At 62.2% G+C, this 15,495-nt stretch carries 11 protein-coding genes; 7 read left to right on the plus strand and 4 right to left on the minus strand.

All coding sequences use genetic code 11. The features are described from left to right. Nucleotides 1–72: 72 nt before the first annotated feature. The 4 genes from spoT (at nt 73) to BN1119_RS15900 (ending at nt 5,111) form a co-directional block, all read left to right on the plus strand. Complete coding sequence (gene spoT, locus BN1119_RS15885; protein ID WP_042000206.1) at nt 73–2,187, plus strand: bifunctional GTP diphosphokinase/guanosine-3',5'-bis pyrophosphate 3'-pyrophosphohydrolase; 2,115 nt, start codon at nt 73–75, stop codon at nt 2,185–2,187. Nucleotides 2,188–2,302: 115 nt separating this feature from the next. Then, nucleotides 2,303–3,040 (plus strand): tRNA (guanosine(18)-2'-O)-methyltransferase TrmH, encoded by a 738-nt coding sequence (trmH, locus tag BN1119_RS15890; protein ID WP_042000208.1) that lies wholly within the window; start codon nt 2,303–2,305, stop codon nt 3,038–3,040. Nucleotides 3,041–3,149: 109 nt separating this feature from the next. Beyond that, on the plus strand, nt 3,150–4,190 hold the full coding sequence (locus tag BN1119_RS15895) for an alpha/beta fold hydrolase (protein WP_042000211.1): 1,041 nt from the start codon (nt 3,150–3,152) through the stop codon (nt 4,188–4,190). Nucleotides 4,191–4,310: 120 nt separating this feature from the next. After that, nucleotides 4,311–5,111, plus strand: coding sequence for a Cof-type HAD-IIB family hydrolase (locus BN1119_RS15900; protein WP_042000212.1), 801 nt, complete (start codon nt 4,311–4,313; stop codon nt 5,109–5,111). 61 nt (nt 5,112–5,172) lie between these two features. Here BN1119_RS15900 and BN1119_RS15905 read toward each other — a convergent pair whose 3' ends face one another. Continuing rightward, the gene (locus BN1119_RS15905) at nt 5,173–5,469 is read right to left on the minus strand and encodes a hypothetical protein (protein WP_244463755.1); all 297 of its coding nucleotides are present in this window, start codon (nt 5,467–5,469) and stop codon (nt 5,173–5,175) included. A gap of 216 nt (nt 5,470–5,685) precedes the next feature. Here BN1119_RS15905 and BN1119_RS15910 point away from each other — a divergent pair, with 216 nt between their 5' ends. After that, a complete protein-coding gene (locus tag BN1119_RS15910; protein ID WP_042000220.1) occupies nt 5,686–7,329 on the plus strand; it encodes a methyl-accepting chemotaxis protein in 1,644 nt (547 codons plus the stop codon). A gap of 30 nt (nt 7,330–7,359) precedes the next feature. On the opposite strand, the gene BN1119_RS15915 is transcribed toward BN1119_RS15910, so the two are convergent. The 3 genes from BN1119_RS15915 to BN1119_RS15925 are packed head-to-tail and all read right to left on the minus strand — an operon-like array spanning nt 7,360 to nt 12,319. Beyond that, complete coding sequence (locus tag BN1119_RS15915; RefSeq protein ID WP_042000222.1) at nt 7,360–8,637, minus strand: sigma-54-dependent transcriptional regulator; 1,278 nt, start codon at nt 8,635–8,637, stop codon at nt 7,360–7,362. Nucleotides 8,638–8,642: 5 nt separating this feature from the next. Further along, nucleotides 8,643–11,009 carry an ATP-binding protein gene (locus BN1119_RS15920; RefSeq protein ID WP_244463756.1) on the minus strand — a complete coding sequence of 789 codons (2,367 nt, stop codon included), beginning with the start codon at nt 11,007–11,009 and terminating at the stop codon, nt 8,643–8,645. A gap of 50 nt (nt 11,010–11,059) precedes the next feature. After that, entirely contained in the window at nt 11,060–12,319 is a 1,260-nt protein-coding gene (locus tag BN1119_RS15925; protein ID WP_042000227.1) for an ABC transporter substrate-binding protein, read from the minus strand. 311 nt (nt 12,320–12,630) lie between these two features. Between BN1119_RS15925 and BN1119_RS15930 the strand changes: the two genes are divergently transcribed. Continuing rightward, nucleotides 12,631–13,968 (plus strand): MFS transporter, encoded by a 1,338-nt coding sequence (locus tag BN1119_RS15930; protein WP_042000230.1) that lies wholly within the window; start codon nt 12,631–12,633, stop codon nt 13,966–13,968. 71 nt (nt 13,969–14,039) lie between these two features. Beyond that, a complete protein-coding gene (pyk, locus tag BN1119_RS15935; protein WP_042000233.1) occupies nt 14,040–15,485 on the plus strand; it encodes a pyruvate kinase in 1,446 nt (481 codons plus the stop codon). Nucleotides 15,486–15,495: the final 10 nt, after the last annotated feature.

A 15,495-nucleotide genomic window follows, 5' to 3' on the forward strand; every position in this document is an offset into this window, starting at 1 on the left:
TCGAAAACCTCGCAAACTCAGGGGTATACCCTCAATACCACGGATTGCTGAATTACCGCAGCGGGGCATGTCTTGTATCTATTTGAAAATCTTAAAGAAGTAGCTAGTTCTTATCTGCCAGCAGAGCAGGTTGAGAAACTCAAGCAAGCCTATGTGGTAGCCCGCGATGCTCACCAGGGCCAGATGCGATCCAGTGGTGAACCCTATATTACCCACCCGGTTGCGGTTGCCCGCATTCTGGGGGACATGCGCCTGGACCACGAGACCCTGATGGCCGCCGTGCTGCACGATGTCATCGAGGACACCCCTGTCACCAAGGCCGAGCTGGCAGAGCTGTTTGGCGATGCGGTCGCCGAGCTGGTCTCCGGCGTCTCCAAGCTCGACAAGCTGAAGTTTCGCGACCGCAAGGAAGCCCAGGTCGAGAACTTCCGCAAGATGATGATGGCCATGACCCAGGACATACGGGTCATCCTGATCAAGCTGGCCGACCGCACCCACAACATGCGCACCCTCGGCTCATTGCGGCCGGACAAGCGCCGCCGCATCGCCCGCGAGACCCTGGAGATCTTCGCCCCCATCGCCAACCGCCTCGGCATCCACACCATGAAGAACGAGCTGGAAGAGCTCGGCTTCGAGGCCCTCTACCCCATGCGCTCCCGGGTGCTGAAAGAGTCGGTGCGCCGTGCCCGTGGCAATCGCCGCGAGATCATCGAGTCCATCCAGAGCGAAATCCAGGGGAGACTGCAGGAGTCCGGCATCGAGGCCCAGGTGAGCGGCCGCGAGAAGAACATGTTCTCCATCTACAACAAGATGGAGAAAAAAGAGCTGCAATTTCATGAGGTAATGGATATCTATGCCTTTCGCGTCAAGGTGAAGGACATAGACACCTGTTACCGGGTGCTGGGGCAGATGCACAGCCTCTACAAGCCCCGTCCCGGCCGCTTTAAAGATTATATCGCCATCCCCAAGACCAACGGCTACCAGTCCCTGCACACCTCCCTGGTGGGGCCGCACGGGGTGCCGGTCGAGGTGCAGATCCGCACCGAGTACATGGATCAGATGGCCGACAAGGGGGTTGCCGCCCACTGGGCCTACAAGCAGGATGGCGACAGCTCGGGCACCACGGCCCAGATCCGCGCCCAGCGCTGGATGCAGAGCCTGCTCGAGCTGCAGCAGAGCGCCGGCAGCTCGTTCGAGTTCATCGAAGGGGTCAAGACCGATCTTTTCCCGGACGAGATCTATGTGTTCACCCCCGAGGGACGCATCATGGAATTGCCCACCGGCGCCACCCCGGTGGATTTCGCCTACACGGTGCACACGGACATCGGCCATGCCTGCGTGGGGGCCAGGGTCGACCGCCACCCCTACCCGCTGAGCAGCCAGCTGCAATCCGGTCAGACGGTGGAGATCATCACGGCGCCGGGGGCCCGCCCCAATGCGGCCTGGCTCAACTTCGTGGTGACCACCAAGGCTCGCTCCAAGATCCGCCAGTTCCTCAAGAACCTGCGCACCGAGGAGTCCGTGGTGCTCGGCCGTCGCCTGCTCAATCATGCCCTCGGCGCCAAGAACATAGAGGACATTCCGGAAGCCCGCATCAAGCAGGTACTGACCGATACCAAGCACGAGAACCTGCATGGCCTGCTGGCCGATATCGGTCTGGGCAATGCCATGAGCGTCATGGTCGCCCGCCGCATGCAGGCCGATGAGCTGCCCCAGGATGATCAGCCCAGGAGCAGCAAGAAGATGCCGATCAAGGGTGCCGACGGCATGCTGGTCACCTTCGCCAACTGCTGCCGCCCGATCCCGGGGGATGCCATCATCGCTCACATCAGCCCGGGCAAGGGGCTGGTGATCCACCAGGAGTCGTGCCGCAACATCAAGGGCTACAGCCGCGAACCGGACAAGTACCTGCCGGTACAGTGGGAAGTGGATCCGGATCAGGAACTGGAATTCAAGACCGGCATCCATATCGAGATCGTCAACCATCAGGGCGCCCTGGCGGAGCTGGCCAACGTGATCGCCGCCACCGGTGCCAACATCCACGGTATCAGTACCGAGGAGAAGGATGGTCGCGTCTATCTGGTCACCCTGCTTATCACCACCAAGGGCCGCATCCATCTGGCCAACATCATGCGCAAGATCCGCGTCATGCCCAATGTGCTCAGGGTGAGCCGACAGAAGAACTGATCCCACAGGCGGCGCAAGCCGCCTGTTGCTTTTTCAAGAGACAATCATGGCCTCACGCGCATCGGCGGCACACAACGTCCGAGCCGCGCACCAGCCTCATCACATAGATATCGATATGACACCTGAACGCTTTAAACGGATCTCCGACATGCTGGCCCAGCGCCAGCTCGATTTGACCGTCTGCATGGAAGAGGTCCACAAGCCTCACAACCTGGCCGCCATCGTCCGCACCGCCGACGCCATCGGTATCCATCGGGTCCACGCCGTCTGGCCAAAAACCTGGATCCACAAGCGCAAGGGCACGGCCCGCGGCAGCCAGAACTGGGTCGACGTCAAGCTACACCCGGACGTAGGCAGCGCAGTGGCCGAACTGAAAGCCTCTGGCATGCAGATACTTGCGACTCATCTATCTGAAAATTCAGTGGATTTTCGCGCCATCGATTACACCAGGCCGACCGCCATCCTGGTGGGCCAGGAGAAGCACGGCATCGGCGACGAGGCGCTGGCCCTGGCCGATCACCATATCGTCATTCCCATGGTGGGCATGGTGCAGTCCCTCAACGTCTCTGTGGCCGCCGCCGCCATCCTGTATGAAGCTCAGCGCCAGCGGGAGCTGGCTGGCTGCTATCGGCGAGGCTGCCCACTCGACCTGGAAGAGCAGAACAGCATACTGTTCGAGGGGGGCTACCCCGTCTATGCCCAGCTCTGCAAAGAGAAAGAGATGCCCTACCCCCAGCTGGGCCCGGCCGGCGAGATCCTGGCGGACGAGGCCTGGTGGCAACGGATGCAGCTGACCCGCAAGGGTTGGGCCAGCCTGGGGGACGAGGAAGAGGCATTCAGAGAGGAGTCATGAAGACCCCGAGATCGCCATGGCGAAGACAAACCGCTACTCTGACTGTCATCTTGACCTGCCACCCAGACACGATGGCATCCGACCCTATCTGGCAACAGGAGTGTGCCCGATGAAATCCCTCTCTCTTCCCCTGCTGGCCCTGACCCTGTTTTCTGCCGGAGCCCTTGCCGTGAGCAATCCTTACCAGCTGACCACTGAAGCCGACGTCCCCGCCCTCTATCAGCAGACCCTGCCCGAGTTCTGGCGCCAGCATGCCGTTGAGGGGGAGTTTGAAGGCAAGGACGGGGTCACCATCCGCTATGCCGCCCTGCGCCAGCCCAAGATCGATCGCGCCATCCTCATCGTCAACGGCCGGGTCGAGACCTATCTCAAGTACCAGGAGCTGGCGTGGGATTTGTGGCGCCAGGGCTACAGCCTCTACCTGATAGACCATCGCGGCCAGGGGATGTCGGATCGCCTGCTGGCGAATAGGGAGAAGGGCTATGTGGCCGACTTCGAGGACTATGTGGTGGATCTGAAGCAGTTTCACGACCAGGTGATCCTGGCAGACCAGCCCGCCAGCCTGTTCCTGCTGGCCCACTCCATGGGGGGCGCCATCTCGGCGCGCTATCTGGAACGCTGGCCCGATGACATCCGCGCCGCCGCCCTCTCCTCCCCCATGATGGGCATTCATCTCGGCGGCCTGCCCCACTGGCTTGCCAAGGGGCTCAGCGCCACCATAGCCAGGGTCGGTGGCTGGTTCGGCGAGCCCCCCTACGGCCCTGGCCAGGGCGCCTATCAGGACCAGGGATTCGCCGACAATGAGCTGACCCACAGCGAGGCGCGCTACGCCGCCTTCCGCCGACAATACGAGCAATCCCCCCGGCTCAAGCTGGGAGGCGCCACGGCGCACTGGATCCATCAGGGCATGACGGGGGCTGAGCGGGCCCTGGCAGAGGCGGGCAGCATCAAGACACCGCTGCTGCTGCTGCAGGCGGGGGACGACAGCGTGGTCGACAACCAGGCCCAGGCCGACTTCTGCCAGCGCGCCCCCTGCGAGGGCGGCAAGCCCCTGCGCATCGACGGCGCCTGGCATGAGCTCTTCATCGAGGCCGATGACAAGCGCCAACCCGCCCTCACCGCGGTCCTGGACTTCTTCGGCCGCTACTAGGTGCCGTTGACCCATGGTCAACGGCACCTAGACTGGTTATTTTTTGTAACCCTAAATAAATGGGGCGAGCCCAATGGCTGGAGTACACTGCCCCGGTATTTCTGCGAAACCGAGGTAACGATGTTCAAGGTAGTTGTATCCGATCTCGACGGTACCCTGCTCAACAAGCAGCACCAGATCTCCCCCCGCACCCGCGACACCCTGCACCGGCTGGTGGCCAAGGGCATCAAGTTCGTAGTAGCCACCGGACGCCATCACGTGGATGTGCGCACCATTCGCGATACCCTCGGGCTGGACATCTACCTCATCACCTCCAACGGTGCCATGGTTCATGACAAGCAGGACAAGCTGGTGTTCAACCAGTCCCTGCCGGCGGAGGTCGCCGCCGAACTGATCGCCCTGCCACGCGACCCCGACATCCACCTCAACATCTATCAGGGGGATGAGTGGCTGGTCGAGGAGGAGCTGCCCTGGCTGCTCAGCTTCCATGACGAATCCGGCTTCAACTATCGGCTGGTCGATCTCCAGACTCAGTCGAAAGAGGGGATCAGCAAGGTGTTCTACATCGGCGAGCACGAGAAGCTGCTGCCCATCGAAGCCCGACTCAACGCCCAATACGGTGACAGGCTCAATGTCACCTTCTCCCTGCCGGACTGTCTCGAGGTGATGCACGCCGGCGTGCACAAGGGCAATGCGGTGCAGGCTGTCTTGGCCCAGCATGGGCTGGAGATGTCTCAGGCGGTGGCCTTCGGCGATGGCATGAACGACTTCGAGATGCTCAACATGGTGGGTCGTGGCGTGGTGATGGACAATGCCCACGATCGGCTCAAGCTGGCCCTGCCCCGCCACGAGCGCACCCTGAGTTCGGACGAGGACGGGGTGGCCGTCTATCTGGAGCAGCTGTTCTCGCTGCCGACCTGACCCGCAGCCGCACCGGCATGCCCCCGCGTCGGGGCATGCCGTCGGCCATCCCCGACACTGGCTAGCGCCTGAACCTGTGCTCGCAGGCCTTGCAGAAAAACTCATCGGAGAGACGCCTGTCCAGTACCCGGCCAAGTAGCCAGCCTATGCCTCCTGCCCCCAGCCCTCCCAGCAACCCACCACAGATGGCTCCCAGCAGAGCCCCGAACGGCGTACCGGCACTGCCCAGGGTACCACCCCAAATGGCACCAACCTTGGCGAGGGTCGCCGCCCCCGCATAGCCCCCCGCCGCCCCGATCCCTAGAGCGCAGGCTCGACTCACCCGCTCATCCAGCACCTTGTCAACTCCTTCGCGCAAGCACCTTGGACACCTCATCGCCATTTCCTCACAGAGTCAGCTCACTGATTATTGGTCAGAAACGCCACCTGGGTTCAATCGATGAATAAATGACGAATTTGAGTTCCGACTAACCCAAATTCTGGCTACCGAGGCGACGATCCGTGAACGCGATCGATACCCAAACATGCCCTCCTCTCGATAATGAAGAGCCCCATCCCACGACGGTGAAGCCACATGTCTGTCTTGAACAACCTCTCGTTTAGCGCCAAGTTAAGGGTCCCCCTCCTGATTGTCCTGCTTACCATGTCCGCCGTCATGGCGGTGGCCTACCGCAGTTTCAGTGAACAGCAGCGAGTGAACCAGGCCCTGACCGAGCAGATATTACCCGTCCAGAATGCGCTGGAGGATGCCTACCGGGATCTCTACCAGATCGTCGCCGCCGGTCAGGGCTTGATTGTCGGTGGCCTCAACGAACGCAATCTCGCCTTTCAGCATCGGGAATTTGTCGACAACAGCAGCAAGGCCAGGGCCCGGCTAGCCAAGGTGCAGGGCTTGATCGCGGCGGGTCTGCTCGGTCCGGAACATCAAGCCAGCTTGGACCTGATGCTGGCGGAGTTCGATCGCTGGTTGCCACATTATGACGCCGTCTTTGCCCATCCCCAGGAGGCTCAAGCCTACCTGGCCAGCCATTTCGATGAGGCAGAACAACAATTCGCCTCCATCCGCAAACAACTCAATCTGCTCAAGGGAGGGATAGGGCTGAGCAGAGAAGCCTTGATCCAGCAGAGCCAGTCATCCAGCCAGCACGCCCAGAGGCTGATGAGTCTGGGTACACTGGCAGCCATCCTTTTTGCCATAGGCCTTACCTGGTTGCTGACCCGGCTCATGCTGCAGCCATTGCGCAACATGCAGCTGGCCCTGGCCAATATTGCCGAGGGCGAGGGCGATCTGAGCCAGCGGCTGACGATCCACAGCCAGGATGAAATAGGTTCACTCGGTACCACCTTTAACCGCTTCATCACCCAGATACACAGGATCATCGGCGATGTCAGTCTCACTGTGACCACAGTACAGACCGCCTCGGATCGACTGCGCGACCTGATGACGCAGATGGTCGGCAACGGGCAGGCACAACAACAGCAGAGTGACCAGATAGCGGCGGCGGTAGAAGAACAGAGTGCCACCAGTGCTCAGATGATGGTCCATGCGAGCCAGACGGCCAGCACCTCTGCCGTCGCCACCCAGCAGGTACACAGCGCCAGCGATGCGCTGCATCAGACGGTCACGGCGATGGAGGAACTGGCCCTGGATATTCAGGCATCGGAGCAGGGGGTCACCAGACTGGAACAGGATGTCGACCACATTACCTCAGTGCTGGCGGTGATCCGCAATATCGCCGAACAGACCAATCTACTGGCCCTCAATGCCGCCATCGAGGCCGCCCGCGCCGGTGAGCAGGGACGCGGCTTCGCCGTGGTAGCCGACGAAGTACGCAACCTGGCCAGCAAGACCCGGCACAGCACGGGGGAGATACAACAGATGATAGAGCGGCTGCAACAGGGCAGTCAGCAGGCGGTGCAGAAGATGAAAGCCAGCAGCCGACGCAGCCAGCAAGTGGTCGAGCAGGCCCATCAGACCCGTGCCAATCTTGAGCAGATGCGCCAGGCCATCACCATCATCAATGAGATGAATGACCAGATCCGGGGGGCGGCCCACGAACAGAGCGAGGTCAGTGGCGAGATCAACCGGCGTCTGCAAGAGGTTGCGGGCAATGGTCGTGCCATGCTGTCCGGGCTGGCGCAAGTGCGCCTCACCAGTGCGCAACTGGCGGAGCAGAGCCAGCAGCTGGCGGCCACAGTCCATCAGTTCAAGCTGTGAGGCCCCCATCATGGACCGGCACCAGGCATCTCAACTGCTGGGCTTGAACAACCCCTTGTCCAGCTGGTGCTTCTTCATCCGCAGATAGAGCTTCTTGCGCGGGATGCCGAGGTAGTTGGCGGCTTCGGTCACCCGACCCGAGAAGAGGAAGAGGGTGTCTTCGATGATCCGCTTCTCGTACTCCTCCACCAGGTCATCGAGCGGCTCCCTGGCATTGGCGGCTGGCATGGCACGCTCGACACCTGCCAGCTTGATGATGCCCACCGCATAGAGCTCGGCCACGTTGCGCAGCTCACGGATATTGCCAGGCCATTGATGGCGCTTGAGGGTCTCCAGATAGGCGCGATCCACCTGGGGAACGGCGCGGCCTATCCGTTTGCAGCCCTGGCGCAAGAAAGAGCGAAACAGGGGAATGATGTCGCAGCTACGCTCCGCCAACCTGGGCAACTTTATCCTCACCTGGGAAAGGTAGTAGTAGAGCTCTGGCATCAGCACCTGCTGCGCCACCAGTTGCTCCGGCGCCTCTTCAAACAGGGCTATGGTACGCTGAGCCTTGTTGCCTTTGCGCTCTTGCTCCAGCAGATACCCTCCCAGCCAGCGCTGACACTCAGGGGTCAATCTGGCCGGGCCCTGCAACACCAGGGTGCCACGATGGCTCAGGGCCAGACTCTCCTTCATCTGCTCTACCCCGGGCGCAGCCGCACAGTCATGGAGATGCAACGGCTGATCCTGACGCTCACCTATGCCATGGAGCAGGTGGGCCAGGGTATGTCGACCCGTGCCAGGCTCCCCTTCCAGCATCAGATCCTTGTCGGTCTGGGCCAGTTGATTGAGCTGATGGCGGATGGCGACGAGTTGCGGGCTGGTCCCGATCAACTGATGCTCGACCGCCGCCTGGATCTCGTTGCGATGGGCCAGCAGGGCGCGCCTGTGCTCCAGGGCGCGGGCCAACAGATCCAGCAGCGCTTCCGGATTGAGGGGTTTCTCCAGAAAGTCGAAGGCCCCCTGCTTGACGGCCTTGACCGCCAGAGGGATGTCCCCATGACCGGTGATCAGGATCACCGGGATATCCGGGTCTATCTGGCGTACTCGCGCCAGCAGATCCAGCCCATTCATCGCCGGCATATAGATGTCGGACACCAGTACCCCGGACCAGTCTGCACCGAGCAAAGCCAAGGCCTGCTCCGGGCTGGCAGTCCCCCTTGGCTGATAGCCGGACAGGTTCAACAGATGACAATAGGACTCCAATACGTCCTCATCGTCATCCACCAGCAGCACGTCGGTGCCACGAGTTCGCGTTAACCGCATGATAGTTACTCCCATGAGTCATGAGCGGCGTCGCTCGCCAGCGATCTCGCCTCATCGACGGTAAATTCCAGTACCACCATGGCCCCTCTCTCCAGGGTCGACCCTAGGCAGATCCCCCCGCCGCAGCGCGCCAGCAGGGAGCGGCAGATGGTCAGCCCCAGCCCGAGCCCCACTTCCTTGGAGCTGGTGAAGGGGGTAAACAGCCTGGGCAGCATCTCTTCCCCGAAGCCGGACCCAGAGTCACACAGCGCAATCCTGATCAGCCGCGGATCCCGTTCGAGCAGCAGCAGCCGGATCTGGCGCAGTTCCCGACCCGCGATGGCATCCAGGCCATTGACCAGAAGGTTGACCAGGACCTGCTCCACCAGGCCAGGGTCACCCTGGATCCAGAGATCTCTGGGGAGCTCGTTGTGCAACCGGCATCCATCGCGCCTGGCCCGGGTCTCCACCAGCAACAGGGCTTGTTCCGCCAGTTCATGCAGATCCAGCCGGATCAGAGGGCAGGCCTGGGGCGACTTGCGGGCAAAATTGCGCAGCGCCGTGATGATGCGCCCCATCCGCTGGCCGAGACGCTCTATCTTGTCCAGCTCCAGCCCCAGCTGCCGAGACTCGCCGGCCGCCAGTGCCATCCGGCTGGTATAGAGATAGGTCATCATGGCCGACAGGGGCTGATTGAGCTCATGGGCCAGGCTGGTCATGGCCTGACCGACCACCGCCATCTTGGCGGCCTGAATCAGCTCGTCCTGAGTCTGCAACAGGTTGCGTTGGGCCTGCTCCCGCCGGGCCACCTCCTCCGCCAACCGACGATTATTCTCGGTCAATGCCCGGGTGCGCTCCTCCACCAGCCGCCCCAGCTCTCGTGCAGTCAGCTCCTGGCGGGTCACGTCCGTGATGGTGATGATGAACTTGGATCGCCGCGCCTGCTCGAAGCGACGGAAATTGAAATGAAGGTAGCGGGCCTGCCCCGCCAACTCGGCGGCCAGGGTGCATTCGCTGCTGCCGAGCCGTTGCAGCGGTTGACCTGGCTGGAACTGGGCCGCCAGCACGGCCCCCCCCTCACCGGGGAAAACCTGCCACAGGGGCTGCTCCGGTTCTATGCTCGCTTGCCGGAACAGGGCCAATGCACTCGGGTTGACCGACTCTATGGTCCCGTCCGGGTGGCAGGTGATGAGGGAGGCCTGGGTGTTGTTGATGAGATTGAGGGCATTGGTTCGTTCCACTTGCTGCCATTGCTCGCAGAAGCCGCGCAGGCTCTCACCCAGTCGTCCAATCTCGTCTCGCCCCACCGTCTTGATCGGTTGCTCCAGCTGGCCGGCCGCGACCCGGGCCAGATCCTGGCTCAGGATATCAAGCCGCCGGATCAACCGTCGACCAATCAGCACCACCAGCACGAAGCCGCTGATCAGCACAGAAAGCCCCAACGCCACCAGGATCACCGTCTTGCCCGTCACCACCCTGCGATGGCTGTCATGACCCAGGGTACGCAGCGCCTGGTTGGCCTCGATCACCACCCGGCTGACCCTGGCGTGATAGCGGGAGACAGACTCATCCAGCTGGGGCCGCAGCGCTTCCAGCTGTTGATGGGTCCGCACGTCGGCAGCCAGCAGCCGTTGCAGCTGGCCGCCGGGTTTGACCAGAGTCACTATCTCCTTGAGGATCTGGCGATAGCTCACCGTCGAGGGGTAATCTGCCAGCCGGGCGGCCAGGGTCTCTATCTCTTCTATCTTGTAACCGATGAACAGGAAGGCACTCTCCAGATCCTGCTGATAACGTAGCGCCATCACTTCAGTCACCAGGCTCTGGAGCTCGTTCTCCTTGAAGGTGAGATCCTGCAGGGTGGAGAACTCCTTGATGACCTCCCCCAGGGAACCATGCTGTCCCCCGTCTTCGACCATGCCGGTCAGATGCCATTCCACCTCCTGCAGCAGAGGCGCCACCTCATCCACCAGATCCTGATGCAGCCAGGTACTGTGTTTCTGGATCTGTGCCAGGGCAGTCTGATGATCCAGCTGCCGACGCAGGTAGTCCCCATGACGTTCGACCAGCCCTTCCAAGGCGAGGAAGCTCTGCCGCTGATGCGGGGTTTCCCTGTTGTCCGGTGTGCTGGAGAGCGAGGCCTGTCGCATTTCCTGCATGGTCATCGACACTTGACGGGAGAGGCGCTGGTGTTGCCCCAGCTCCCGGCTGTCCCTGAGCTGCGCCAGTTGCAGGAGCAACCGCGAGCTGGCACGCTCCAATTGGTAGGCCCCCTCAATGGCCGGCAGGCTCTCCTCGACGATAGCCCCCACCTGGCGACCGAGTCTGTCCCACATCACATAGGCGGTCCCTCCCATGGCAAGCGCCAGGGTCGTGATGGCAATGAAAGACAACATCAGACGCCGCCCCAGAGTACTGGGCCAGCGCAGCCATTCCCCTCGGCCACTCATGGCTGCGCCACCAGTTCGACCAATGCCATGGCTGCCTTCAGATTGTCCTGGGTCATCTGTCGCCACCTCTGCTGCGCCCGTTCCGCCTGCGGGCTCGCCTTGCCCCCCTCGTAGACATCATCAAACAGCGCCAGCAGGGCAGGATCCTGTGTCTGTTGCTCGCTGAGGGGGGGCGTGCTGGCCAGTGTCCTTGCCTGCGCGATCAGGGCGGCTCGCCTGGGTTCCCCGTTCGCTCCAGCCTCGTCTATGCCCTGCCAGGTCAGCCGCAGGGCGGGCAATTGCTGGGTGATGGTCTGATCAAACAGCACCTTCAGCAAACTGGCACGGCGATAGAGCAGCTCCTTGTCGAGCACGAATTCGGTCTGCTGGGCCAACCCAGGTTCGGTCAGAGTGACTTTCGCCATCTCGGAAGTGCCGACGATGGCTTGCCCCTCGGCAGAGAGCAGGAAATCGATAAACCGGGCCGCCAGCGCAGACTGCTGGCTGGTTTGCATCACCGCCAGGTAGGTGGGCAGTATCACTCCCTGGTGCAAGGGGGTGAATCCTATGTAATCGAAGTGGGCCTGGCTGGTGCGGGCATAGCTCTCGATCACCAGCCCGGCCCCAGCCAGCCCGCGACTGATGCCGTCACTGACGCCGAAACTGCGGGCCGTGATGGCGGACAGGTTGCCACCTATCTGCATCAGGATCGCCCAGCCCTGTCGCCAGCCATATTGCTGCAGGATGCTCTCCACCATCATGTGGGTGGTACCGGACTGGGAGGGGGAGCTCATCATCACATGCCCCATGAAGGCGGGATCAGCCAGACTCTGCCAGTCGGTCGGTACCGGCAACCGGTGCTTGGCCAGATAGCGGCGGTTGTACAGGATGCCAATGCCGGAGTAACCGACCACGGCCACCTTGCCATCCAGGCCCAGAATGTGGGGGCTCAACCAGGTGGGAGGCTGGGTGCGCACGGGCAATCGGGCAAGCAGGCCTGCCTTGTCCAGCGAGTGGAAGAAGGTGGGCGACGAGGAGAGCACCACGTCCACCGGGGCCCCGTCGGCCTGGGTCAGCAGACGCTGGGCCGACAGGGTGCGCCGGTAGATCACCTCCAGCCTCACCTCGGGATGGCGCTGGCGAAACCCTTCCACCATGGCCTTGATCGGGCTCTCGGAGAAGGAGGTCAGTACCGTCAGCGAGGATGCCACAGCCGGCATGCTGAGTCCGCCGCAGACCAGAAGCAGGATGGAGGCGATTCGGCGATGGGTCTGCATGGGTACTGAGTCACTCCTGATGCCAACGAAATGTGTGCGAGCGGTCAAAGATTCGGGATCTGGCCGAAATACTCGAGCGGGGGCATGGGCTAATTCTGACCCATATCCGCCACCCCCAGACTCTTATTGTCATTGATCACCGCTGGTGGAACCAGGCAAAACAGGCCATTTCTGACTCGTAAAATGCGCCAACCGAGTCACAAATGACTCGAAAATCGCATTTTGCCGCCCGCAATTCCCCCTACCTAAGATGTGCCCGACAGGCAGAGCCCCTCTGCACTTTCGCTACCTACACGAACGGAGCACACACCATGTTCAACTTCTTCAAGACGCGAGCCGACCTGCCGGTCATGGACGCCTCGCCAGACAAGATAAGATCCATCTATCGCAAGTATCAGTGGCAGGTCTTCCTGGGCCTGGTGCTGGGTTACGCCATGTTCTACGTGGTTCGAATGAGCCTTAACGTGGTCAAGAAGCCTCTGCTGGATGCCGGTATCGTCACCCTGGACGAACTGGGTGTCATCGGCTCGGCCTTCCTGTTCACCTATGCGGTCGGCAAGTTCTCCAACGGCTTCCTGTCGGATTACGCCAACATAGGCCGCTTCATGTCGGTCGCCCTGGGCGCCTCCGCGGTCTGCACCATCTTCATGGGCATGAACACCGCCACCTTCTTCCTGGTGCTGATGTGGGGCCTGAACGGCTGGTTCCAGTCCATCGGCTCGGCCCCCTCCTGCGTCTCCATCTTCCAGTGGTTCTCCCCCAAGCAGCGCGGCTCCGTCTATTCCATCTGGGGCGGCTCGCGCAACATAGGTGAAGGCATCTCCTGGATCCTGACCGCCACCGTCGTCAGCTACTTCGGCTGGCAGGCCGGCTTCATCGGCGCCGGCATCGCCTCCGGTATCGCCGCCATCCTGATGTACCTGGTCCTGAAGGATCGCCCGCAGACCTACGCCCTGCCCGAGCCTGCCGTCGCCTTCGGCGAAGAGCCCGAGATCGCCAAGAAGGTCGAGCCGGCCGAGATCCGCCGCGCCCAGCTGTTCATTCTCAAACAGCCGGTGGTCTGGCTCATCGCCGCCGCCTGTGCCTGTATGTACATGTCCCGCTATGCCATGAGCTCCTGGGCTGTGCTCTATCTGCAAGAGCAGAAGGGTTACAGCCTGATCGATGCCGGTTTCGCCATGTCCGCCTACCCCATCGCCGGTTTCATCGGCGCCATCCTGGCCGGGGTCATCTCCGACAAGGTGTTCAATGCCAACCGCCATATCCCTACCCTGCTGTACGGCTTGGCCAACATCGCCGGCATGTGCCTGATGTTCTGGGGCCCCCAGAGCCGCATGATGGATGCCGTCGCCCTCTCCCTGATCGGCTACTCCATCGGGGGGCTGGTGGTGTTCCTGGCCGGTCTGACCGCCTGCGACCTGATGCCCAAGACGGCAGTGGGGGCGGTGAAGGGCTTCATCGGTCTGTGCTCCTACATCGCCGCCTCCGGCCAGGAGCTGGTCTCCGCCGCCCTGATCGAGACCAGCGTGGTCGACGGAGTCACCCACTATGACTTCAGCAGTGCCCAGTACTTCTGGCTCGGAGCCTCTGTGGTCTCCATGCTGCTCGCCATGACGGTGTGGAATGCCAAGAAAGTCGTCAACTACTGATGCCTGCTCACAAAAAAGGTGGTCGCTTGACCACCTTTTTTGTTTCCTGCACTACCCAAGAGAGTGACCCCATGCGCAAAACCAAGATTATCGCCACCCTGGGCCCGGCCAGCTCTTCCTGCGAGATGGTGGAGAAACTGATCCGAGCGGGCGCCAATGTCTTTCGCCTCAACTTCTCCCACGGCAGCCACGAGCAGCACAGGCAAGTCGCAGGGCGGATCCGCGAGGTCGCCAGCCGGCTCGGACTGCACATCGGCATACTGGCCGACCTGCAGGGCCCCAAGATCCGGATCGCCAGCTTCGCGGCAGGCGGCATCCGACTGCGGCCGGGAGAGACATTCATCCTCGATGCCAGCCTGGCCCCCGCCCAAGGCAACCAGGAGAGGGTCGGACTCGACTATCCCGAGCTGGTGAACGAAGTCAGTATCGGCAATATGCTGCTGCTCGATGATGGCCGCCTGCAGCTCAGGGTGGAGCACATAGCGGAGCAAGAGGTCCACACCCGGGTGGTGATCGGAGGCGAGCTCTCCAACCGCAAGGGGATCAATGTGCTGGGAGGGGGTCTGAGCGCACCGGCGCTGACCGAGAAAGACAGGGAGGACATTCTGCTTGCCCGGCAGATTGGCGCCGATTTCGTGGCCGTCTCCTTCCCTCGCTGCAAGACGGATTTGCTGGAAGCACGCCAGCTGATCTCCGCCACCGGCAGCAAGGCGGCCATCATCGCCAAGGTGGAGCGGGCCGAAGTGGTCGCCTCCATCGAGGCCATGGACGAAATCATTCGCGCCGCCGACATCATCATGGTGGCCAGGGGGGATCTCGGAGTCGAGATTGGGGATGCCAGGCTGCCTGGCGTGCAGAAGAGATTGATCCAGCGTTGTCGCCAGCTAGGACGCCCGGTGATCACGGCGACCCAGATGATGGAGTCCATGATCAGCAACCCCATGCCGACCCGGGCCGAGGTGCTGGATGTGGCCAACGCCGTGCTGGACGGGACAGATGCCGTCATGCTCTCGGCCGAGTCTGCCGCTGGCGACTATCCGGTCGAGGCGGTGGAGGCCATGGCTCGCATCGCCCAGGGGGCCGAGCAGGAACAACCGTCGCCTCCGTTCATCCGGCACTGCATCGACCGTGATCAGCCGGGTCGCTGCATGGCCCTGACCGCCATGACCGCGGTCTTCAGCCAGAACAGTGCCTGCGGCATTGCCGTGCTGACCCGGCAGGGCCATGCCGTCACGGCACTCTCCCGCTCCCACCTAGGCAATCCGCTCTGGGCCGTCTCCAGCGATAGACTGCTGCTCAACCAGATGGCCATACTGCGCGGCGTCAGCCCCCTCTTTTTCGAGCAAACCGCCACGGACAACCAGCATCACAGACTGATCGAGACCCTGCGCCAGGCCGGTCAACTGAACGGGATCGGCTCTCTGCTCATCAGCCAGCTCGATGCCATGGAAGGGGCCGGCCATGAGGATGTCTGTCGCCTGGTCCCCCTGCCGGCCCCGGAGACTCTTGCCGTCTAATGGGGGTGGG

It is taken from the genome of Aeromonas bivalvium (genome assembly GCF_000819765.1).
Lineage (GTDB): Bacteria > Pseudomonadota > Gammaproteobacteria > Enterobacterales > Aeromonadaceae > Aeromonas > Aeromonas bivalvium.

Coding starts and splice junctions, on each gene's coding strand:
- BN1119_RS15910 (WP_042000220.1), top strand. CDS start 5,686: ATGTCTGTCTTGAACAACCTCTCGTTTAGCGCCAAGTTAAGGGTCCCC.
- BN1119_RS15925 (WP_042000227.1), bottom strand. CDS start 12,319: ATGCAGACCCATCGCCGAATCGCCTCCATCCTGCTTCTGGTCTGCGGC.
- BN1119_RS15930 (WP_042000230.1), top strand. CDS start 12,631: ATGTTCAACTTCTTCAAGACGCGAGCCGACCTGCCGGTCATGGACGCC.
- BN1119_RS15895 (WP_042000211.1), top strand. CDS start 3,150: ATGAAATCCCTCTCTCTTCCCCTGCTGGCCCTGACCCTGTTTTCTGCC.
- trmH (WP_042000208.1), top strand. CDS start 2,303: ATGACACCTGAACGCTTTAAACGGATCTCCGACATGCTGGCCCAGCGC.
- BN1119_RS15920 (WP_244463756.1), bottom strand. CDS start 11,009: ATGTTGTCTTTCATTGCCATCACGACCCTGGCGCTTGCCATGGGAGGG.
- BN1119_RS15915 (WP_042000222.1), bottom strand. CDS start 8,637: ATGCGGTTAACGCGAACTCGTGGCACCGACGTGCTGCTGGTGGATGAC.
- BN1119_RS15900 (WP_042000212.1), top strand. CDS start 4,311: ATGTTCAAGGTAGTTGTATCCGATCTCGACGGTACCCTGCTCAACAAG.
- pyk (WP_042000233.1), top strand. CDS start 14,040: ATGCGCAAAACCAAGATTATCGCCACCCTGGGCCCGGCCAGCTCTTCC.